Below are 20393 nucleotides of genomic sequence, written 5' to 3' on the forward strand. Positions count from 1 at the left end.
GGGCACGCTCTCCCCGCCAGACCTCATCAATCCCCGAAGGGAAAGGGTTCGTAAGCGAATTTACGACGGCCGGATCACTTTCATTGTAAAGCCACAACCATGATCGTAATCACCATTTCCACCGCTGCGCTGGAGCGGGCGCTGACCCATCTGGAGTGGGCCGGACGCAACCTCACGACAGCCTTCAAGGACATAGGCGAGACCCTCATCAACAGCACCCGCGACCGCTTCGAGGAAAGCCGGGGGCCGGACGGCGCGCGCTGGGCAGAGAACCGGCCCGTGACGCTGGCCAGGAAGAAAGGCGCAAAGCCCCTGATCGGCGAGACCAGGCTGCTGGCCACCGAAATCCACTACGACGCCGGACGCACGCACGTGGTGGTCGGCAGCAGCAAGGAATACGCTGCGATGCAGCAGTTCGGTGGCCAGAAAAGCGCGTTCGGGCACCTGTGGGGTGACATCCCGGCGCGGCCCTTTGTCGGGTTGTCGAAGGCGGACGAAGAAGAAGTCCTCGACACCATCGTGCGGCACCTCAAAACGGCGGCCGGCGTTTAGCCGCGCTGAAGGCGTTAGAAGGCCCGGGACATGCCACGGTGGCACGCTGTGCTGATCGGCGCGTTGCGGAGGTTTATAAAGGCTTTGCGCGCAGTCGGGCGGACCGTGGCTGCGCGCGCGTTTTCTTCTTCGGCGCGCTGAATGTAAAGCCGATTAAAAGACCCGCTGCCGCAGTCTGCCGATCATGGCGACATGAACGAGAGCAAACGACTGCACATCTTCAAGCCCGGTCGCCAGGTTGCGATGTCGGGTCTGGCGTTGGAGTTTTCCGAAGCGGACCTCGCGGCCAGCGCCCGCGCCTACGACCTGGCAAAGCATGAGGCGCCGATCGTCGTCGGACACCCCAGGAACGACACCCCGGCCTACGGCTGGGTGAAGTCGCTGGCCTGCGATGCCGATGGCCTGAGCGCCCAGACGCACCAGATCGACGCGGATTTCGCCGAACTGGTGGCCGCGGGCCGCTACAAGAAGATCAGCGCCAGCTTCTATGTGCCCGACGCGCCCAACAACCCGGTGCCCGGCGTCTACTACCTGCGCCACGTCGGCTTTCTGGGCGCGCAGCCGCCGGCGGTCAAGGGCTTGAAGCCGGCCGAGTTCGCCGACGCCGAGGACGGCGTGGTCGAGTTCGGCGACTGGGGCATGCAGACCGATGCCGGCCTGTGGCGCCGGATGCGCGAGTGGCTGCTGGCCAAGTTTGGCCAGGAGGTCGCCGACCAGGTCACGCCCGACTGGCAGATCGAATCCATCCGCGAAGCCGCGCGCCAGGACGACGACATTGCGCGCGCCGCGTTCGCTGATCCCGCTTCCACGACCCACCAACCGCATGAGGAGAGCCCTGCAGTGACACCCGAGGAAAAAGCCGCGCTGGAGGCCGAAAACGCCCAGTTGAAACAGAGACTGGCGCAGGCCCAAGCCCAGCAGAAAACGACCGCTGCGACCCAGCGCCACGCCGAACACCTGACCTACGCCGAGCAGCTCGTCAGCGAAGGCAGGCTCGCACCCAGGCACAAGGATGCCGTGGTCGCCTTTCTCGATTTTGCCGATGGCGAAAGCGCGCTGGAGTTCGGCGAGGGCGACGCAAGGCAGCCGCTGATCGGTGCCTTCAAGTCCTTCCTGGGCGACATGCGCCAGGTGGTCGAGTTTGGTGAGAGCGCGACCAAGGGCAGGTCCGGCAAGGGCGGTGACATGCATGTCGCCGAGTTTGCCGAGAAGTCCACCGACCCCGGGCGCCTCAACCTGCATGTGCGCGCCGCCGAGCTGGCCGCGCAAAAGGGCATTCCCTACGAGCAGGCCGCCCGCCAACTTATTTCCAACGGAATCAACTGAAGGAGCCGACATGGCTGATCGTCTCAGACAACTGCGGGTCGTCGATCCGGTACTGACCAACATCGCGCGCGGCTATCGCAACGCGCAGTACATCGGGCAATCGCTGTTCCCGGTCGCTCTGGTGGACAAGGAGGGCGCCGTGGTGCCGCTGTTCGGCAAGGAAGCCTTTCGGCTTTGGGAGACCGAGCGCGCCATCCGCGCCAAGTCCAACGTGATGACGCCCGACGACATCGACACCATCGACGTCGTGTTGCGCGAGCACGACCTGGCCTACCCGGTGGATTACCGCGAGCAGCAGGAATCGATGTTCGACGCCGAGGCCCGTGCGGCCAAGCGCGTCAAGGATGCGATCGATCTGCGCTGCGAGTGGGCTTGTGCCGCCCTGGCGCAGAACGCCAATACCTATCTGGCCGGCGGCAAGGTCGCGCTGTCCGGCTCCAGCCAGTGGAGCAATAACGGGGGCGATCCGGTGGCGGTGATCGAGGCCGGCAAGGAAGTCGTGCGCAGCCGCATCGGCATTCGCCCCAACACCATCGTGATGGGTGCGGCGGTCTATCAGTCGCTGAAGTTTCACACCAAGTTGCAGGCCGCGCTGGGCAGCACCGAGCGCAAGCTGGTCACCCTGGAGCACCTGCGCGTGCTGTTCGGCATCAACGACATCTTCGTCGGCGAGGCCCTTGCCGGCGACAGCGCGACCGGCGACGTGTGGGGCGACAACCTGATCCTCGCCTACGTGAGCAGACCGGGCGCGGACCGCGCGGCCGACTACGAGGAGCCGTCCTTTGGCTACACCCTGCGCAAGAAGGGCATGCCGGAGACGGACAAGTACGACGCCGAGGGCGGCAAGGTGCGCTTCGTGCGCCACACCGACGTCTACAAGCCGGTGGTGGTGGGCGCGGACGCCGGCTACCTGATCTGCGACACCAACGTGTAAGGCATGAGGCAAGCCATGAACCGCCAAACCTGCCGCGTGCACGGCATTGACCTGGACCACGACGGCAAGCGCTTTCCGCAGGGCTGCGAGATCGACCTGGACGACGAGCAAGCCGCCAAGCTCGGGCGCTGGCTGGAGCCTGTGGCTCCGCTCGAAGAGCCGGAGACCGACGACATCAAGAAAAGCGCCGATGGCAAAGACAAGGCTGGCGACGCAGCAGAAAGCCCGCAGGGCCGCGAGATCGACCTGGACGACGAGCAAGCCACCAGGATCGGGCGCTGGCCGGAGCCTGTGGCTCCGCTCGAAGAGCCAAAGACCGACGACATCAAGAAAAGCGCCGGTGGTAAAGACAAGGCTGGCGACACAGCAGAAAGAGGCAAGAAATGAAGCCGCAACAAGTGATCCTGACCACTTCGGTGATCGCCGCCGCCGACCTGACCCGTCGCCACTTCGTCGGTTTTGACGGCAACGTCTGCGCGGCCGGCGCCAGGGCGCTCGGCGTGGTCGAGGCCGACACCGAGAATGCAGGCGTGGCACCGGCCAACGTTCTGGGCTCGATCCTGGTCCAGGCCGGCGCCGCAATCGCCGCCGGTGCCCAGGTCGAGTCCGACGCCAACGGCCGGGCGATCACCCAGTCCGAAGGTGTGGCCAATGGGGTTGCCTGGGACGCGGCTGCGGCTGCCGGTGACGTGATCCGCATCGTTCGGGGCATCTGAGCCATGCGGTACTGCGCGCTGGCCGACCTGCAACTGGCCATCCCGCCGCAGACGCTCATCTGGCTCTCCAATGACGACGAAGCGGCCACCGCCATGAACCAGGCGGTGATCGAGGAATCCGTCAGGCAGGCGCAAGAGCTGGTCGATGCCCATCTGCGCGGACGCTACAGTCTGCCGCTCGACCCGGTGCCGTCCACCGTCAAGGACATGACGGTCAATCTGGCGCGGCACTGGCTGTATGCCCGGCGGCCCGAAGGGCGCGATTTTCCCGAAGCGGTCACGCGTACGTACAAGGCGGCGCTGCAGATGCTCGAAGCGATCCGCGACGCCAGGCTGACGCTCGGCGTGCCGACCGGGCAAGCCGCCCCGGAGCCGGGCGAGATGAAGGTGCGGGCGCGCACGCGCCACTTCGGCTCTGACCTGCTGGTGCGCTACTGATGGCCACAACCTTGCAGATCATCGACGCCGTGGTGGAGCACCTGAAGGTCAAGCTCCCCCAGTTGGCCGTTGAGTATTTCCCCGAGCAGCCGGCGCAATACCGGCTCAATCACCCCAAAGGCGCGCTCTTGGTGAGCTATCTGGGGAGCCAATTCAGCACGACCGTCGATGTCACCTACATCGCCCAGCCACGCACCGTGAAGCTGTCGATCACGGTGATCCTGCGCCAGCTCAATGGCCGCGGTGGCGCCGTCGACGTGCTCGATGCAGTGCGGCAGGCGCTGGTGGGCTTTCGCCCGCCGGACTGCCGCAAGGTCTGGATCGTGTCCGAGAAGTTCCTGGGCGAGGCGGCCGGCCTTTGGCAGTACGCCGTGGATGTGGCCTCCGAGGCCATGCAGATCGAGAACGCCGACGTCAACACCGAAACACCCCTGACCCTGGTTACTTACGAGGAAAGCCAATGAAATACTGCTACATCGGGCCGATCAGCGGCGTGACGCTGCAAAAGGGCGAAGAAGCCCAGGAAGAAGTGATGCTCCACCCCGGCGCCGAGGTCGAGTTGCCGCAAGAGCACGAGTACACCAGGACGCTGCTGGCTTTGGGTCACCTGACCCCGGTCAAGCCGGCCGCCAGGACGCCGACGCGCACCAGCGCCGGCACCGATGAACCCGCAGCGAAAGGAGCGTGAGCGATGGCTGCAAACTACCTGCATGGTGTGGAGACCATCGAGGTCGAAAAAGGCAAGCGTCCCGTTCGCGCGGTGAAGTCGGCCGTGATCGGCCTGATCGGCACCGCGCCGATCGGCGCGGTCAACAGCGCCACCCTGACCCTGTCCGAGAAGGATGCTGCCGCGTTCGGCTCGCAGCTTGCGGGCTTTACCATCCCGCAAGCACTCGATGCGATCTACGACCACGGTGCCGGCACGGTGATCGTGATCAACGTGCTCGACCCCGCGACCCACAAAACGGCCGTGGCGTCCGAGAGCATTGCCTTTGACGCATCCACCGACCGCGCGAAGCTCGCCCACGGCGCGGTGGCCGCCCTGGTGGTCAAGAGCAACGACGGCGCGACCATCTACGCGCCCGGCACCGACTACACGGCGGACACGCTCACCGGTGCACTGACCCGTGTCAAGGGCGGGCGCATCGTGGCCAGTGCCAGCGTCAAAGCCAGCTACGACTACGCCGACCCGACCAAGGTCACGGTGGCCGACATCATCGGCGCCGTCGACGCAGCCGGCGTGCGCACGGGCCTGAAGGCGCTCAAGGACACCTACAACCTGTTCGGCTTCTTCGCCAAGATTCTGATCGCCCCGGCCTTCTGCACGCAGAATTCGGTGGCGACCGAAATGATCGCAATGGCCAACCAACTGGACGCGGTGGCCTACATCGACGCGCCGATCGGCACCACCTACGCCCAGGCACTGGCAGGTCGCGGATCGGCAGGCAGCATCAACTTCAACACCTCCAGCGATCGCGTCCGGCTGTGCTATCCGCATGTGAAGGTGTACGACCCGGTGCGCAACGCCGAGCGCCTGGAGCCCTTGTCGGCGCGCGCCGCGGGTCTGCGCGCCAAGGTCGATCTGGACAAGGGCTTCTGGTGGTCCAGCTCCAACCAGGAACTGGCCGGAGTGACCGGCGTCGAGCGCCAACTCTCGGCGATGATCGACGATCCGCAGTCGGAAGTGAACCTGCTCAACGAACAGGGCATCACCACGGTGTTTTCGAGCTACGGCACGGGCTTTCGGCTGTGGGGCAATCGCACCGCGGCATGGCCGAGCGTCAGCCACATGCGCAACTTCGAGAACGTGCGCCGCACGGGCGACGTGATCAACGAGTCGCTGCGCTACTTCAGCCAGCAGTTCATCGACATGCCGCTGAGCCAGGCGCTGATCGATGCCCTGGTGGAGTCGGTCAACGGCTACGGCCGCAAGCTGATCGGCGACGGCGCGCTGCTGGGCTTCAAGGCGTGGTTCGATCCGGCGCGCAACGAGGAGACTGAGCTGGCCAATGGGCATCTGCTGATCAGCTACAAGTACACCCCGCCGCCGCCGCTGGAGCGTCTGACGTTTGAGACCGAGATCACTTCGGAATACCTGCTGACGCTCAAGGGAGGCAACTGATCATGGCCGGCAAGATTGAAATCAACCGCATCACCAATGCCAACATCTACGTGAACGGCAACTCGCTGCTCGGGCGCGCCGAGGAAATCAAGCTGCCCGACATTTCGGCGATCATGCAGGAGCACAAGGCGCTGGGCATGGTCGGCAAGATCGAACTGCCCGCGGGCTTTGACAAGCTCGAAGGCGAGATCAAGTGGAACTCGCTGTACACGGACGTGGCCAAGACCGTGGCCAACCCATTCAAGGCGGTGCAGTTGCAGTGCCGCTCCAGCATCGAGACCTACGGCGCGCAGGGCCGCATCCAGGAAGTCAGCCTGGTCACCTTCCTGACCGTGATGTTCAAGAAGAACCCGCTGGGCACCTACAAGCAGCATGACAACGCCGAATTCGGCTCGGCCTTCTCGGCCACTTATATCAAGCAAGTGGTCAATGCAGAAGAAATGCTGGAGCTGGACTACTTGGCAAACATCTTTCGCGTCGGCGGCGAGGACATGCTGGCCGACTACCGCAGAAACATTGGCGGTTGACCTATCAAAACCACACGGAAGCTCATCATGGAAATCAAACTGAAATTCCCCTTCACCACCCAGACCGGCCAGAAAATCGAGATCGTCACGACGCGGCGCCTGAAGGTGCGCGACATCAAGGCCATCAGCGACCAGGCCAATGGCAATCCGGCGCAAATGGAGTTGCTGGGCGTGGCGCGCATGGCCAGCCTGGTGCCGGAAGACCTCGACGAAATGGACGCCGCCGACTACCAAGTGCTGAAAGGCCGATTTCTGGACGTGCTGGGTATCACCGGCAACGCTGTGGACGGGGGCGTCGCTGCTGGCGCGGTGGTTCCGGTTCCAACCGAGTGAAATCGACCGGCTGACGGTCGCAGAGTTTTGCCGCTGGGTCGACGAAGCAAGCGCGCAGATCAGGCGCGAGAACGGCGCCAATGGATGAGGGCGACCACGCCTTGCGCGATCAGCCCCGCCGCCAGCGCTACGGCGGGCAGGCCCCAGGCCACCAGCGGCGCGACGAACAGCGCCCCGAGCAGGAACAGCAGGACGAAGCCGAGGATGCTGCCGGCCGCCAGACTCCATGCCCACAGCACCAGCCCGATGCAGGCGACGGCTGCGCCAATGAATTGCGCCACGGCGCCGATGGTGGCGCCGATGTCGTCGGTTTTGGGATTGGGATTGGGAGTGGCGTTCATGATTTTGCAGTATAGCGAAGGGAGTTTCTGATGGCGAAAGAGTTGTTGGTCAGTGTCGCCATCGGCGCCGTGCTGCAAGGCTCCTACATGGCGGTGTTCGGCGGCGCCAAGCGCACGCTGGACGCGCTGGGCGCCACGACGGCCAAACTCAAGCAGCAGCACGACCAGATGGGCGAGGCCATGCAACGGGCGATGGGCAAGCTCGGCGGCGGCACGCTGGCGGCCATCAACCGCGACTACGAGAAGCTGGGACGCACCCTCGACACCCTGCGCCAGAAACAGGAGGCGCTGGCGGCGAGTATGGCCAAGGGGGTAGAACTCAAGAACGCCCGGCAGGAACATTGGGCCGGTATGAAGGAGAGCGCCGCCACGGCGGTGGCCGTGGGCGCACCTTTGCTCGCATCGGTCAAACAGGCCGCCAAGTTCGAGGCCGGCCTGCGCGACATCGCCATCACCGGCAATCTCGAGGCCAAGGAAGAAATTGCCCTGGGCGAAGCGATGCGCCAGGCCGCGCTGACCACCAATCAGTCACACGAGGCGATCGTTCGGGGCGTCAGTACCCTGGTGGCCTCGGGCATGAACGCCAATGAGGCGGGCAAGCTCTCCGCGCTGCTGGGCAAGGCGGCTACGGCGACCAATGCCGAGATGAACGATCTGGCCAAGATGATGTTCTCCCTCTCGCAAACGCTGGGCATCCAGGGCGAGGCACAGATGAAGGAAGCGCTCAACCGGGCGGCTTTCGGTGCCAAGCTGGGGCGCTTCGAGTTGAAAGACATGGCCGGCTCTCTGCCGACCCTGGCGGCGCAGTTCGCGGCCAAGGGTATCAAGGGCCAGGAGGCGCTGACGCAAATCGTGGCCAGTCTGGAAGTTGGCATGGGCGCAACAGGCACGCCTGGAGAGGCGGTGACCAACCTCACCAATTGGCTGTCGCACATGAACGTCAAAACCACCAAGGATCATTTCGAGAAGGCGGGCGTGGCCTACGAGGAGTCGATGGCCGAGTATGTGGCGGCGGGCTACAACCAGTACGAATCGTCACTGATGATTGCCATGAAGTTCATCGACAAAAAGGGCGATGACTTCATGAAGAAGTGGGAGGCCGCCGGGGCCAAGGGCGACAAGGACGCGATGCGGGCCTTGATGGAGTCCTTCGGTCTGTCGTCGGTGTTCCAGGACATCCAGACGGTCAATCACCTGATCGCGATGCGCCAGGGCTGGGACAAGTACCAGCAAAACAAGAAGGACATGGGCGGCCAGCAGGCGCTGGGCACCATTGACGGCGACTACATCAAGCGGGCGCAGACCATGCAGAAGGCGTGGGAGCGCTTCACCACGCAGATCACAGACGTGGCGATCACCGTGGGCAACGTTTTCCTGCCGGCGCTCTCGGACGCGCTCGACGGGCTTGGCCCAACGGTGCGCAGTTTTGGCGAGTGGGCGAAGGCCAATCCCGTTGTGCTTCGCAGCATCGTCGGTCTGGTCGGGGGCATGATCGCCATGCGCACCGCCGTTTTCGGTCTGCGTTTCCTGGGCAACTTCCTGTTCCTGGCACCGGCCAATTCCGTCGCCACGGCCTGGGGCGTTCTCTCCAGCCGTTTCACCATCTTCCGGGCGCTGGTTGCCGGCGGCGCATCCCGCTTTTCCCTGCTGTTGCAGTTCTTCGGCATGGGCGCCGAACGTGCCGCCAAGCTCGCCGGCTGGTTCGGCAAGCTGGGCGGCTGGGCACTGTCACTAGTACCGACGCCTAGGATTCATGGAACATGAGTAAAATCATGCGATCACCAATTGATGACCAGGGGTGTTGCTATGCGCCAGACCGAACTGCACTTGACCAACAAAGACCGCAAAACGGTGGGCAAGATGCGCAGCAAGGGACTGCATCATTCGCGAGAGGTCAACCGTGCGCATGTGCTGTGGTGCTTAGATCAGAACGTTCCGGAGTCCCAGATCATGGCCGTGCTGGGGATAGGGAGGACCACTGTGTGGCGCACACGCTTGGCGTATCTGGAAGGTGGACTAACGTTGGCGCTGTTCGATTTGAAGCGCTCAGGTGGGCCTTGCAAGTACGACACGGACGACGAAGCGCGGGTGGTGGCGCTGGCTTGTTCGGCACCTCCTTCGGGGCGCAACCGCTGGACGCTGATGGAGCTCGAACACGCTATACGCCAAGAGCCTGGCCTCAGTTGCATGGGTCGGGATACCGTGCGACGCATACTAAAAAAAACTACTTGAAACCCTGGCGCAGGGTGATGTGGTGCATCGGCCTGCTGACGCAAGAGTACCGGCGGCGCATGTACAACGTGCTTAGGCTGTACGCCAAGCCGCTGCGGGCAACTGAGCCAGTGATCTGCATCGACGAGAAGAGTCTTCAACTCGTCGAGCACAGCCGTGCACCGCTGCCGATGGATCGGGGCAGTCCTGCCAAGGTGGACTACGAATATGTGCGTAAGGGCACGAGCAATCTGTTTGTGGCTGTCGAACCCAAGGCAGGCAGGCGCGTAGTCACGGTGACTGAACGCCGGTGCAAGGTGGATTTCGTAGCGTTCGTCCAAGAGTTGCTGACGAACAACTACGCCAATGCGCGCCGGGTTCATCTGGTTTTGGACAATCTGAACACACACTTCAGAAAGTCCTTCGAGGACGTGCTGGGCAAGACAGCGGCAGACAAGCTCTTGCGCCGAGTGGACTTTCACTACACCCCCAAACACGCCAGTTGGCTGAACATGGCCGAGGTTGAAATCAGCGTCCTGAGTCGTCAGTGCTTGGACCGACGGATGGGCAGTCGAGAATTTCTGCGAGACGAAGTCGATGCGTGGCAGCAGGCTAGAAACGCTCAGCGGCGAACCATTGAGTGGAAGTTCACGCGGCAGGATGCGGATGAAAAATTGGGACGCCATTATGTTTCATAACTCCTAGGCGTCTGTACTAGGCAGAACGCTCGCGGGTGGCTTGCTGACCGGTCTGCGTCTGGCCACGCAGGCCGTCTTCTGGCTCGGCCGCGCACTGTTCATGAACCCGATTGGGCTGGCTATCACCGGCATCGCCATGGGCGCATACCTGATCTATCGCTATTGGTCGCCGATCAAGCGCTTTTTCCTGGGCTTGTGGGGCGAGGTCAGATCAGCCTTCGCCGCAGGCATCGGCGGCGTGGCCAGACTGATCCTCAAGTGGTCGCCGCTGGGTCTGTTCTACCGAGCATTCGCCAGCGTGCTGAAATGGTTTGGCATCGACCTGCCAAAAAGCTTCACAGACTTCGGCGCGAACCTGGTCGGCAGCCTGGTCAACGGCGTCAAGGCCAAGCTCGGCGCGGCCCGGGACGCCATTGTCGGCTTCGGCAAAGACGTGAAGGGCTGGTTCACGAACACGCTGGGCATCAAGTCACCGTCGCGTGTCTTTATGGGGTTTGGCGACAACATCGCGCAGGGCACGGCGATCGGCATCGGCCGCTCTGCCAGGCTGGCGTCCAAAGCGGCCGCCGGCATGGCCTCGGACACGGCGGCGGCCGCCGCACAGCGCATCAACACGGGCCGCACTGGCGCCGGTGCAGCAGGTGCGGCGGCCGGCGGCGCCGGCGCAGTGACCATCCACTTCAGCCCGACGATCCAGGTCCAGGGCGGCGCGGCCGGTGCCGTCAAAGGCCAGATCACCGAGGCGCTGAACATTTCGCTGCGTGAGCTGGAACAACTGATCAAGCGCATAGCCGCGCAACAAACACGCAGGGCCTACTGATGTTTGCGCTCCTGGGCCACGTCCAGTTCGACCTGATCGCCTACTTCGACGGTTTCGAGTCGCAGTTGGGCGCCGACTTCGCCGAGCATGCGCTGATCGAGGGCAAGCCGCGCCTGCAGTTCATCGGCGACAAGCTCGACGAAATACGCATCCAGCTCGCCTTCCATCTGCACTACTGCGACCCGGAGGCCGAACTGGCCAAACTCCGGGGCGCCTTGTCGGCGCACGAGGCAATGGCCTTGGTGCTCGGTAACGGCAGCTACAAAGGCCGCTTCGTGCTGACCGACGTGCAGGCTATCGCCAAGCACACGGACAAATCCGGTACGCTGATCGCGCTCGAAGCAAGCATCACACTGCGCGAATTCGTGGGCGACAAGAAAAACCCGCGGCCGCCGTTGGCCGTCCAGCCCCGGCTGCCGCCGGCCACCGCCCGGACCTTGCCCGTGGGCGCAAATATCGCACCGCCGGCCAGCAGTGGTGCCGTGCGCGACAGCATTCCGCAGGCGGTGACCTCGGCAACCCAGGCGCAGTCGGAGTTGCGGGTGACGGTGGACGACGTGCACATGACGCAGAAGCTGCACGCGAACCCGGTGGCGGCGCTGGGCCGGGCGCCCGGTCTGCTCAACGGCATGAAACGGGTCGCTGCCCCGCTGGAAAACCTTTCGCTGACGCTGGCGCGCCTGAGCGGCAAACTGCCCGAGGCGTCCGACCTCCTGCGCGCCGGTGATGACGCCCTGGGCGCGGTGCGCAATGCGCAGCGCGCGCTGTCGGTGGTGCACGTCGGCACCATCGTGGGCCGCATCGACTACGTTGCCGGTCAGCTCTCGGCCGCGGCCGGTGCGCTGGCGTCGGTGGCGCCGAGCATCAGCCGTCTGGCCACCAAGGTTGTGACGCGGGCGCTTTGATGTACCTGACGCACATCACCACCGAAGGCGAGCGCTGGGACCAGATTGCGCAGCGCTATTACGGCGATCCGTTCCAGTACGAACGCATCGTTGCCATCAACCCGCATGCGCCGCTGAGCACCACCTTGCCCGGCGGCCTGAGCCTTGCAGTGCCGGTGATCGAGCGGCAAGACCTGTTCGAGGAACTGCCGCCGTGGCTGCGTTGAGCGCCGTGACGCAGGTCGCGCACCCGGTGTTCGTGCTCTCCTACGAGCAAAAGAACATCACGAGCGACATCACGTCCTACGTGCGCTCGGTGACCTATACGGACTACCTGTCCGGGCAGTCCGACGAAATCGAGGTCGAGCTCGAAGACGCGGACGGCCGCTGGGTGCGGCACTGGTACCCGGGAAAGGGCAACGCTCTGTCGCTCAGGATCGGCTACCAGGCGGCCCCGCTGCTGCCCTGTGGGGTGTTCGAGATCGACGAGATCGAGTTCGCCCAGCCACCGGCAACAGTGTCGATTCGGGGCTTGTCCACCGGCATCAGGAAGTCGGTGCGCACGCGCGCAAGCCGCCCGTTTGAAAACACCACGCTGGCGGCGATTGCCCAGCGCATCGCCCGGCGCAACAAGCTCACGCTGACCGGAAAAATCCGCGATATCCGCATCGACCGGGTGACGCAGTATCAGGAACGCGATGTCGAGTTCCTCACGCGCCTGGCGCGCGAGTACGGCTACGCCTTCAAAATCGTCGGGCGCAAGCTCGTCTTCACCGAGTTGGCCGACCTGCGCGATGGCAGCGCAGTGGCCATCCTCCGGGCGACGGACCTGATTTCGATCCGGATGCGCGACAAGATCAAGGACGTCTACCAAGAGGCCAAGGGCAAGTACCACGACCCCAAGAGCAAGAAGCTCGTGGTCTACGGCGTGAAGGACGGCCAAGTGACCGAGGTCGGCCAGAGCAGAGCAGGTGCGAAGAAACAGTCCGGTCAATCCACCAGTGGCGACACGCTCAAGCTGTCCTCTCGTGGCTCCAGAGCGGCCGTACAAGCGAAGACACAGGCGGCGCTGGCAGCAGCCAACCTGCAGCAGACATCAGGCAGCCTGAGCCTGCCGGGCAACCCTCTGTTGGTCGCCGGCACCACGTTCATGCTGCTCGACTGCGGCAGACTGGGCGGCAAATACTTGGTTGAATCGGCGCGCCACCGCATCGACCGGGGCGGCTATGTCACCGAGCTCGAAGTCAAGCGTGTCGCTCCGGGCACGTCGGGCACAGCGGCAAAGAAGAAGTCGCACAAGAAGCCGCTGAACGTTTACGGCGTTCAAAAAAATGGCCAGGTCGCCGTGGTTGACACCACCCCGGCACGCACGAAGAAATGAAATGAGCGAGACCCTGCAAGAATCCGGCGCCAGCTTCAAATTCGGCACGGTCTCGGCCGTCGACGCTGCGGCCTGCCGCGTGCGTGTGCGCTTGCCAGATTGCGACAACCTGCGCACCGCCTGGCTGCCGGTGCTGCAAGCCAAGACGCTGCGCGACAAGCATTACCACCTGCCCGACATTGGTGAACATGTCGCAGTGCTCCTTGACGCGCACGGCGAAGACGGCATGGTGCTGGGCGCGGTCTATTCCAGCGCCGATGCCCCGCCGGTGAGTAGCGGCGACAAACACCATCTGCGCTTTGACGACGGCGCCGAGATCGAGTATGACCGCGTGCGCCATCAACTGACGGTCAAGGGGGGCATCCGCAAGCTGGTCGTCGAGGTCGGTGCCGACATCGTGCTTAAGGCCGGCGGCAAGATCACGCTCGACGCGCCGCAGACCGAAATCACCGGCAACGTCCGGATCAGTGGCAACCTCGACGCTGACGGCACGGTGATGGATGGCGGCGGCAACTCCAACCACCACAGGCACTGAAGGTGAAGGCGCGAGCCTTAACGTTCATTAATATCCATCGGCAAAACAGGGCGGCACGATAGACCGATGACCAGGCCGTCTGACATTTCTTCCCTTCATTGGCAGCCCGCCCTGGGCAGCTTCGATGTGGTCGAGGCCGAAGCGGACATCCACCAGGCCATCCGTGTGATCCTTGGTACCCCCAAGGGCAGCGACCCGCATCGACCGGACTTCGGCTCGCATGTGCACATCTACCTTGATTACCCGATCGACAAAGCCGTGCCGCACCTGGTGCGCGAGACCGTCGAAGCCATCCGCCTGTGGGAGCCGCGCTGCGAGCTCGTCCAGGTCAAGACCGCGATCGAAGAGTCCCGGATCACCCTGCGTGTGCAGTGGAAGCTGGCCGATGGCGTGAAACATGAAACGGCGGTGCGCCTGTGAGCCTGCCCGAGCCGAGTTTCATCGACCGTGATCCGCAGGCCATCACGGCCGAGATCGTCGCGCAGTACGAGCAACTGAGCGGCAAGACCCTTTACCCGGCGCATGTCGAGTGCCTGCTGATCGACATCATCGCCTACCGTGAGACCCTGGTGCGTATCGGCATCCAGGAGGTCGCAAAACAGAACCTTGTCGCCTACGCCCGCGCGCCAATGCTCGACTACCTGGGCGAGCTCGTGGGCGTCACGCGCCTGCCCGCGCAGCCGGCGAAAACCACCCTGCGTTTTGTCCTCGCGCAAGCGATGAGTACGAACCTGCTGATCCCCGCAGGCACCCGCGTCGAGGGGGGCGACGGCAGCGTCACCTTCGCCACCGATGCCGATGTCACTCTGCAGTCCGGCCAACTGTCGCTCGACGCAGCCGCGACCAGCGAGGAGCCCGGCGTCGCGGCCAACGCCTGGCAGCCGGGGCAGATCAACAACCTGGTCGACGCGCTCGGCGACGCCGACGTGGCGGCCGCGAACACCACGATCACCTACGGCGGCATCGGACAAGAAGAAGACGATCGCTTGCGCGAACGCATCAAGCTCGCGCCGGAAGTTTTCAGCACCGCGGGCAGCCGCCTGGCCTACGTCTTCCACGCCAAGAGCGCGCACCAGAGCATCGTCGACGTCGCGGTGCTATCGCCCACGCCCGGCGTGGTCCAGCTCTACCCGCTGCTGACCACCGGACTGCCCGACGCCAACATGCTCGCGTTGGTCCAGGCCACATGCTCTGCGGATCGCGTGCGCCCGCTGACAGATCAAGTGCAGGCGCTGGCGCCCAGGGCGATTGACTACACCATCAGCGCCGAGCTGGTGCTCTACAAAAACACCGACGCCACCAGTGTGCTGGCCCAGGCGCAGGCCGCCGCGCAAGCCTACAGAGCCGACCGCGCAGCCGGCCTCGGTCGCGACGTGGTGCCGGTGCAGGTGGATGCGGCGCTCAAGGTCGCAGGCGTGTACGACGTCGTGCGCAGTTCCCCCGCGAAGATCGTGCTTGCCACGAACGAATGGGCACGCTGCACCAGCATCAACTTGGTCGTTGCGGGGACGGTCGATGGCTGACGGACTGCTGCTCGCGCCGCCGCTGGCCGGCGATGCACGCTTTCGGGCATTGGGTCAACTGGCCGCGCGGATCAGCGACATCAATCTGTCCTCGTTGCTGGTCTATCTTGTCGATACGGTGCATGTGTCAGCGCTGTCGCACCTGGCAGAACAATTTAACGTCTTGGGCGATGCGGGCTGGGACTTCGCGGGCTTTGGCCCGGCCACCGAAGCAAAGAAGCGAGCCTTGCTCAAAGAAGCCGTAGCGCTGCATCGGATCAAAGGAACGCGCTATGCAGTGCAACGTGCGCTCGATCTGATGCACATGACTGCGCGCATCACCGAATGGTGGGAGCAGACGCCGCAGGGCGCACCGCACACCTTTCTGATCGACCTGCTGTTGACCGAGGCCCCTGCGGGCCAGCCGGTGTTGAGCCCTGAACGCACCGATGCTGTTTTGCGCTTGGTGCGCTTTTGGAAACCGGTCAGGAGCCATTTTCGTGCGCGGGTGGGGGTTGGTCTGGCGACCACAACCCGGTCGGTGGCCGTGCTGCGGCCCGCTGCGGTCATACGCGCAGATGCCAGGGACAAGACGGCCCACTGTGCGCGAACCAGCACAGCGAGCGCAGTGATCGCCCGGCCTGCGCAGCCTGTGCATGTCTCTGCTCACCCTGGCGCCACGCGCATGACCGCCGATTGCCGCACCCGCAGTTGCTGTGCACTGCGCTTGACGCAGCGCCGGGCGCTGATGCTTTTGCCCACTGTTTCAGGAGCTCCCCAATGATCTTGCACCCCACGAAGACCGTGGCCGGAAGGCAGGCGACATTCAACGCCAACAACTCCGGTATTTCGATCAATCTGACCCATATCTCCATCGGCGATGGCGCCGGGGCGATTGACGATACCCGCACCAATCTGCGTAGCGAGCGCGAGCGGGTCTCGGTCTATGGCCGCCGCGTGGGCACGGACCAGATTCACCTCGACGCGGTCTTTGACGGCGCGGCTGCGTTCTGGGTGCGTGAGGTGGGCATCTGGGCCGCCAACACGCTGGTCTATTACTGGTCAACAGCAGGGGCCGAGTTGGGCTACAAGAGCCAAAACTTTGAGTGGCTGCTCGGCCTTGATCTGGCGCTCAACGAGGCGGTGGACGGTGTCATCCAGATCACCGCCCAGGCCCCGAACGTGGGCCTGACCGTCGCCCCGCAACTGGCCACCGTGCTGCGCTCCCTGTGCGACACGAATCGGCTTGTCCTGCAAAACCACTACCTAATGAAAGAGGTGAATCGTGAGTCTTGAACAACAACTATCTGACGCCATCACGGCTCAGAACGCGTTGACCCAGGCGGTCGCGCTGTGGAAGAGCCAGATCGAGGCATCAAATCAGGCTCTCGCGCAGCAGGCTGTGACTGCCATGCAGGCCAATCGCGTCTATACCCTTGGAGGGGTCACGCGGGCTCTGTCTGTCGCTCATTATCGTGGCAGAGATGGATCTAGCTCTTCGAAAGACGGGGTCTGGATTGTGAAGACGCCGATTTCGTTTACCGCCAATTCGATGGTGCGTTTTGAGGTTCAAGGATATGACTACGGAGAGGCAAAGATCATTGACTTCGTCGTGGCGAGCTACATCAGCCGGGGCGCTCGATCAAGCGACGGGACAGCGGGCCTCTATACAAACCGCAGCGTGCTGCGCCGGGGGAACACCACGAAGAATGGCGTCTGGCTGGCAGAAGACCCCGCAACCAACAACGCTTGCCTAGTCTTTGGTACGCCGCAGGCCATAAACTTCAATGTGGCATTTGTGGTCGATGTGATCTTCCATTTCAATACCTCGCCGTCGACAAACCCCGCAGACTGGAGTGTGGTCAACGACAACAGCGCCGCTCCCGCTACCGGTGCAACCACCGGATTTGGTCTGATCAACCTTCTTGCCCTTTAAGGAACATCATGAGTGAAAACAATCCATCTTTTGCTTTGCCAACCCCTGCCACTGAAAGAGATGCCGAGGAGGCGCGCAAGTCTGTCATCCGTGCGGCCATTGACCGCCAAGCCGACCCACAGAGCCGTGAAGGCGTGATGGCCGATGTTCTGGGAGTGGTGGTGGTTGGCCTGTCGCAACTGACCGTGGGGCTGTCCAAGGCCAAGTCTTTGGCTGAGGTCAACGCGGCCGCAGAGCCTCTGGCGGCCATTGGCGCAGCGGTGGATATGGCGGTCAAATCCGGCGCGCTGAAGCTGCCTTTCATGGTCAAGACGGGCGGCCCCGAAAAGGTGCTGGCCGACATGACCCGGCTGTCCAACTCTGTGTCCACCGCGCTCGCAGCGGCCCAGGCGCCTGGGCCCGTTGTCTAAGGAAAACTTGATGCCCGCATGGGCGCCAAGGGGGTGAGGGGGACGCGATCGGATGCGTCTTTGATCTGGCCAACGTGGCGTCGAGGGTGCTTTTGTGAAAATTTCTTGCGGCCAGCGAAACCAACTGAGATCGCATTTATCGCGCTTTTCCGCGCCCATTTATCGCGCGCCGCTTCAATAAAGCTCCTGGCCGGATTGTCCGAGGGCCCATCCCAGATCATTGCGCAGCAGCCAACCCCGTTCCGCGAGAAGCTGGTTCTCCCCGTCGAAGCCACGCACGGTGTAGCGACTGCCAATGGAAAACCGGTCTTGCGGCACCAGAGGGGTTCTGTTCCATTGCGCACGCCAAGCGCCGGTGTAGCGCAAACGCTGGTTTCCCGGACTGAAGGAGGCGTTGAACTGTGCGTCTGCCGTGATGATTTTGGGGCGCGAAGTGCCCTCACCAAAGGCCTCCTCATGCGCTGGCAAGGAATTCCAGGCGCCCGTGCCCCGGCGGTAATTGAGATTCGCATCGAGCGTGGCGGAACCGATGAACTCACGGTGCGCAACGCCGACGTCCACCCCCGCCGTGCGGCGGCGTTGCACCTCGACCTCGGTATCGTCGATGAAATTCTTCGATGCGCGGGTCCAGCCCTTCAAGGACAGCGTGGTCTTGCGCACCGCGTCGCGGTAGATCAAACGGGAGAGCTTGCCCTCGCCGTTCTGGCTGGTTCCGCTGTAGACATAGGTCTGGGTGGCCCCCGGAACCGATTGGTGGTAGCGGTTTTGGCTTGCCGTGAACCCGAGCAACCAATAGCCAAAAGGCAGGGAGTAATGCACGGTATGACCCCGCGTGCCCCGTGCGCCCGGATCGCCCCCGCCCAGATCGTGGCTGCGGCTGATGTAGAACAAGTCGTTCAGCGTCCACCAGTGGTCGTAGGAGACGGTGACGCTGCCCTGGTATTTCCCGCTGGCCCGGCTCCCGGAATCGTCCGCCGAGAGGCTGACCCGGAAAGGAAAGCCCTGCCTCCACTGGATGATCAAATCACTCTGACCCGGCTCGGCATCCGGCCCCTCGGCGGGAACGATCTGGATATCGCTTTCAGCGCCAGGAACCCGCTTGAAGTTCTCCAGGGCCTGCTCGATGTCGCGCAAGTTGAGCAGATCGCCAGGCCGGGCGGGAACGGCGTTCCACTGCGTCGCGCGGCTATCGGTTTCGGGCGCAAACCGGATGTGGCGAATCCGTCCCGGAAACAGGGTCAGCTCCAGCCGGCCTTCGGCCAAATGGCTCTGCGGGCCCGCGAGGACACGCGCGGCAACAAAACCACGCGCGATGATGGCGTTCTGGATGCGCCGCATCACCAGATTCACACCGCGCGTACCCAAGCAACGGTCCGTCGCCGGATCGGGGCTGCCATCGGCCAGCTGGTTTGCATGGGAAATCGCCCACTGAAACGAGTCCGCACTGTCCCCGATCAAGGTGATGCCCTTGATGTGGACGCAGTCCGTTTCGCTGTCGGGCAAGCGCTCCAGCCCCTGGGGCGCCTCCGGTTGGGGCAGGCGCGCATCCGGCGCGCGCTCCTGCTGCTCGCGCAATACACGCTCACGCTCTTGCTGGCGCAAAAGCGCATCCGCGGCGGACTGGGCCGGAGTCGGCTGCGCAAAAGCAGGGAGTGCCGTGGCGGCCAGCAGCGCCGTTGCGCAGGCGAGCGTTGAACCCAGTAATGCGGATAAATACCCGGCTTCCTGCGGGGCAGCCGGGATGTTTTTTGATTTTGGTTTGATCAAGTGAAGGTCCTTTCAAGTTTCGGGTTTCGCGTCGATTAAGCCATCAGCCAAGAATGCGCCGCACCCATCCGGTAATCGACCCTGCCTTGTCCACGCGATCGAATCGACCCGCCAAATATTCATCCAACATGGCAAGGTTATGCACAACCGCTTCCGTGGTGCTGTCCATGCTGAATTTGGATTTATTCTCCTCGGCGACCAACCACCTCATCGGGACATAGTTTGGTCCGATAGCAAGCGAGAGCATTGCAAAGAAGTTTCTCGTGTCAATCGGTATGCTGTAATTGATAAAGTATTTCCTGGCGACAAAATAAATTCTTTCGTATTCATCTTCATAAACTTTTCCATCGATAACGCTTGTTTTGACTATTCCTTCCCCATACGGTCGGCAAGGCACGCCTTTATCTCGGTAGTATTTATCAATACAAGCATCAAGCGCAGCATGGCTTTGTGGATCATTTTTCAATTCCATATCAAACTTGCCATTATGCTTCAACTAATTTATCGGAGCGCGTCGTTTGTTTCATGTTTCTGCTTAAATCAATCGACCTGCCAGATATTCATCCAGCATGGCAAGATTATGCGTAACTGCTTCTGTGGTGCTGTCCATGCTGAATTTTGAATCATTCTCTTCGGTGACCAACCAAAACATCGGAACATAGTTTGGTCCGATCGCAAGAAAAAGCATCGCAAAGAAGTTTCTCGTGTCAATTGGTATGCCGTACTTGATAAAGTACTTTCTGGCAACGAAATAGACTTTTTCATATACCTCTTCATAAATCCTTCCATCGATAACGCTTGTTTTAACTATCCCTTCTCCATAGGGTAGGCAAGGCAAGCCTTTATTTCGGTAGTATTTATCAATACAAGCATCGAGCGCAGCATAGCTTTGGGGATCATTTTTCAATTTCATATTAAGTTTTCCTTTGCACTTCAACCAATTCATCGGGGTGTGTTGTT

General features: G+C 62.8%; 29 protein-coding genes. 25 read left to right on the forward strand and 4 right to left on the reverse strand.

Features of this window, described 5'->3' with window-relative positions; genetic code table 11:
- Window positions 1-99 precede the first annotated feature (99 nt).
- The 11 genes from D5041_RS07900 (at window position 100) to D5041_RS07950 (ending at window position 6948) form a co-directional block, all read left to right on the forward strand.
- Window positions 100-552 (forward strand): phage virion morphogenesis protein, encoded by a 453-nt coding sequence (locus D5041_RS07900; protein WP_265284285.1) that lies wholly within the window; start codon window positions 100-102, stop codon window positions 550-552.
- 192 nt (window positions 553-744) lie between these two features.
- Window positions 745-1878 (forward strand): peptidase, encoded by a 1134-nt coding sequence (locus D5041_RS07905; protein WP_265284286.1) that lies wholly within the window; start codon window positions 745-747, stop codon window positions 1876-1878.
- 10 nt (window positions 1879-1888) lie between these two features.
- Window positions 1889-2812, forward strand: a complete 924-nt coding sequence (locus D5041_RS07910) for a major capsid protein (RefSeq protein ID WP_265284287.1) — start codon at window positions 1889-1891, stop codon at window positions 2810-2812.
- A 15-nt stretch (window positions 2813-2827) separates the two neighbouring features.
- Window positions 2828-3199: a hypothetical protein gene (locus D5041_RS07915; protein WP_265284288.1), complete on the forward strand. Its 372-nt coding sequence runs from the start codon at window positions 2828-2830 to the stop codon at window positions 3197-3199.
- Complete coding sequence (locus D5041_RS07920) at window positions 3196-3528, forward strand: capsid cement protein (RefSeq protein ID WP_265284289.1); 333 nt, start codon at window positions 3196-3198, stop codon at window positions 3526-3528. Before D5041_RS07915 ends, D5041_RS07920 begins: the two co-directional genes overlap by 4 nt.
- A 3-nt stretch (window positions 3529-3531) precedes the next feature.
- Window positions 3532-3966, forward strand: coding sequence for a gp436 family protein (locus D5041_RS07925; protein WP_265284290.1), 435 nt, complete (start codon window positions 3532-3534; stop codon window positions 3964-3966).
- Window positions 3966-4430 carry a Gp37 family protein gene (locus D5041_RS07930; protein WP_265284291.1) on the forward strand — a complete coding sequence of 155 codons (465 nt, stop codon included), beginning with the start codon at window positions 3966-3968 and terminating at the stop codon, window positions 4428-4430. The genes D5041_RS07925 and D5041_RS07930 overlap by 1 nt, the downstream gene beginning before the upstream one ends.
- Window positions 4427-4654 carry a hypothetical protein gene (locus D5041_RS07935; RefSeq protein WP_265284292.1) on the forward strand — a complete coding sequence of 76 codons (228 nt, stop codon included), beginning with the start codon at window positions 4427-4429 and terminating at the stop codon, window positions 4652-4654. The genes D5041_RS07930 and D5041_RS07935 overlap by 4 nt, the downstream gene beginning before the upstream one ends.
- 3 nt (window positions 4655-4657) lie before the next feature.
- Window positions 4658-6088: a phage tail sheath subtilisin-like domain-containing protein gene (locus D5041_RS07940; RefSeq protein WP_265284293.1), complete on the forward strand. Its 1431-nt coding sequence runs from the start codon at window positions 4658-4660 to the stop codon at window positions 6086-6088.
- Between the two features lie 2 nt (window positions 6089-6090).
- On the forward strand, window positions 6091-6615 hold the full coding sequence (locus tag D5041_RS07945; RefSeq protein ID WP_265284294.1) for a phage major tail tube protein: 525 nt from the start codon (window positions 6091-6093) through the stop codon (window positions 6613-6615).
- Window positions 6616-6642: 27 nt separating this feature from the next.
- Complete coding sequence (locus tag D5041_RS07950; protein WP_265284295.1) at window positions 6643-6948, forward strand: phage tail assembly protein; 306 nt, start codon at window positions 6643-6645, stop codon at window positions 6946-6948.
- A 59-nt stretch (window positions 6949-7007) separates the two neighbouring features.
- Here D5041_RS07950 and D5041_RS07955 read toward each other — a convergent pair whose 3' ends face one another.
- The gene (locus D5041_RS07955) at window positions 7008-7289 is read right to left on the reverse strand and encodes a hypothetical protein (RefSeq protein ID WP_265284296.1); all 282 of its coding nucleotides are present in this window, start codon (window positions 7287-7289) and stop codon (window positions 7008-7010) included.
- A 30-nt stretch (window positions 7290-7319) separates the two neighbouring features.
- On the opposite strand from D5041_RS07955, the gene D5041_RS07960 reads away from it, so the two are divergent.
- From D5041_RS07960 to D5041_RS08025, 14 genes are all read left to right on the forward strand, one after another.
- Window positions 7320-9053 carry a phage tail tape measure protein gene (locus D5041_RS07960; RefSeq protein ID WP_265284297.1) on the forward strand — a complete coding sequence of 578 codons (1734 nt, stop codon included), beginning with the start codon at window positions 7320-7322 and terminating at the stop codon, window positions 9051-9053.
- Window positions 9054-9095: 42 nt separating this feature from the next.
- On the forward strand, window positions 9096-9521 hold the full coding sequence (locus tag D5041_RS07965) for a helix-turn-helix domain-containing protein (protein ID WP_265256950.1): 426 nt from the start codon (window positions 9096-9098) through the stop codon (window positions 9519-9521).
- Window positions 9518-10198 carry an IS630 family transposase gene (locus D5041_RS07970; protein ID WP_265284006.1) on the forward strand — a complete coding sequence of 227 codons (681 nt, stop codon included), beginning with the start codon at window positions 9518-9520 and terminating at the stop codon, window positions 10196-10198. Before D5041_RS07965 ends, D5041_RS07970 begins: the two co-directional genes overlap by 4 nt.
- Window positions 10199-10238: 40 nt before the next feature.
- Window positions 10239-11018: a phage tail tape measure protein gene (locus D5041_RS07975; RefSeq protein WP_265284299.1), complete on the forward strand. Its 780-nt coding sequence runs from the start codon at window positions 10239-10241 to the stop codon at window positions 11016-11018.
- The gene (locus D5041_RS07980) at window positions 11018-11923 is read left to right on the forward strand and encodes a phage tail protein (RefSeq protein ID WP_265284300.1); all 906 of its coding nucleotides are present in this window, start codon (window positions 11018-11020) and stop codon (window positions 11921-11923) included. Before D5041_RS07975 ends, D5041_RS07980 begins: the two co-directional genes overlap by 1 nt.
- Complete coding sequence (locus tag D5041_RS07985; protein ID WP_265284301.1) at window positions 11923-12129, forward strand: tail protein X; 207 nt, start codon at window positions 11923-11925, stop codon at window positions 12127-12129. Before D5041_RS07980 ends, D5041_RS07985 begins: the two co-directional genes overlap by 1 nt.
- Window positions 12117-13283, forward strand: a complete 1167-nt coding sequence (locus D5041_RS07990) for a phage late control D family protein (RefSeq protein WP_265284302.1) — start codon at window positions 12117-12119, stop codon at window positions 13281-13283. The genes D5041_RS07985 and D5041_RS07990 overlap by 13 nt, the downstream gene beginning before the upstream one ends.
- Before the next feature lies 1 nt (window position 13284).
- Window positions 13285-13818, forward strand: coding sequence for a phage baseplate assembly protein V (locus D5041_RS07995; RefSeq protein ID WP_265284303.1), 534 nt, complete (start codon window positions 13285-13287; stop codon window positions 13816-13818).
- A gap of 66 nt (window positions 13819-13884) precedes the next feature.
- Complete coding sequence (locus D5041_RS08000) at window positions 13885-14238, forward strand: GPW/gp25 family protein (RefSeq protein WP_265284304.1); 354 nt, start codon at window positions 13885-13887, stop codon at window positions 14236-14238.
- On the forward strand, window positions 14235-15341 hold the full coding sequence (locus D5041_RS08005; protein WP_265284305.1) for a baseplate assembly protein: 1107 nt from the start codon (window positions 14235-14237) through the stop codon (window positions 15339-15341). The genes D5041_RS08000 and D5041_RS08005 overlap by 4 nt, the downstream gene beginning before the upstream one ends.
- Window positions 15334-16104 carry a phage tail protein I gene (locus D5041_RS08010; protein ID WP_265284306.1) on the forward strand — a complete coding sequence of 257 codons (771 nt, stop codon included), beginning with the start codon at window positions 15334-15336 and terminating at the stop codon, window positions 16102-16104. The genes D5041_RS08005 and D5041_RS08010 overlap by 8 nt, the downstream gene beginning before the upstream one ends.
- A complete protein-coding gene (locus D5041_RS08015) occupies window positions 16101-16616 on the forward strand; it encodes a phage tail protein (protein WP_265284307.1) in 516 nt (171 codons plus the stop codon). The genes D5041_RS08010 and D5041_RS08015 overlap by 4 nt, the downstream gene beginning before the upstream one ends.
- Entirely contained in the window at window positions 16606-17256 is a 651-nt protein-coding gene (locus tag D5041_RS08020) for a hypothetical protein (protein ID WP_265284308.1), read from the forward strand. Before D5041_RS08015 ends, D5041_RS08020 begins: the two co-directional genes overlap by 11 nt.
- An 8-nt stretch (window positions 17257-17264) precedes the next feature.
- Window positions 17265-17666, forward strand: a complete 402-nt coding sequence (locus D5041_RS08025) for a hypothetical protein (RefSeq protein ID WP_265284309.1) — start codon at window positions 17265-17267, stop codon at window positions 17664-17666.
- Window positions 17667-17840: 174 nt separating this feature from the next.
- On the opposite strand, the gene D5041_RS08030 is transcribed toward D5041_RS08025, so the two are convergent.
- The 3 genes from D5041_RS08030 to D5041_RS08040 form a co-directional block, all read right to left on the reverse strand.
- Complete coding sequence (locus D5041_RS08030; protein ID WP_407702249.1) at window positions 17841-19367, reverse strand: ShlB/FhaC/HecB family hemolysin secretion/activation protein; 1527 nt, start codon at window positions 19365-19367, stop codon at window positions 17841-17843.
- Between the two features lie 109 nt (window positions 19368-19476).
- Complete coding sequence (locus D5041_RS08035; RefSeq protein WP_265283233.1) at window positions 19477-19905, reverse strand: hypothetical protein; 429 nt, start codon at window positions 19903-19905, stop codon at window positions 19477-19479.
- 63 nt (window positions 19906-19968) lie between these two features.
- Entirely contained in the window at window positions 19969-20346 is a 378-nt protein-coding gene (locus D5041_RS08040; protein WP_265257777.1) for a hypothetical protein, read from the reverse strand.
- Window positions 20347-20393: the final 47 nt, after the last annotated feature.

This window comes from Verminephrobacter aporrectodeae subsp. tuberculatae (genome assembly GCF_026127385.1).
Lineage (GTDB): Bacteria > Pseudomonadota > Gammaproteobacteria > Burkholderiales > Burkholderiaceae_C > Acidovorax > Acidovorax aporrectodeae.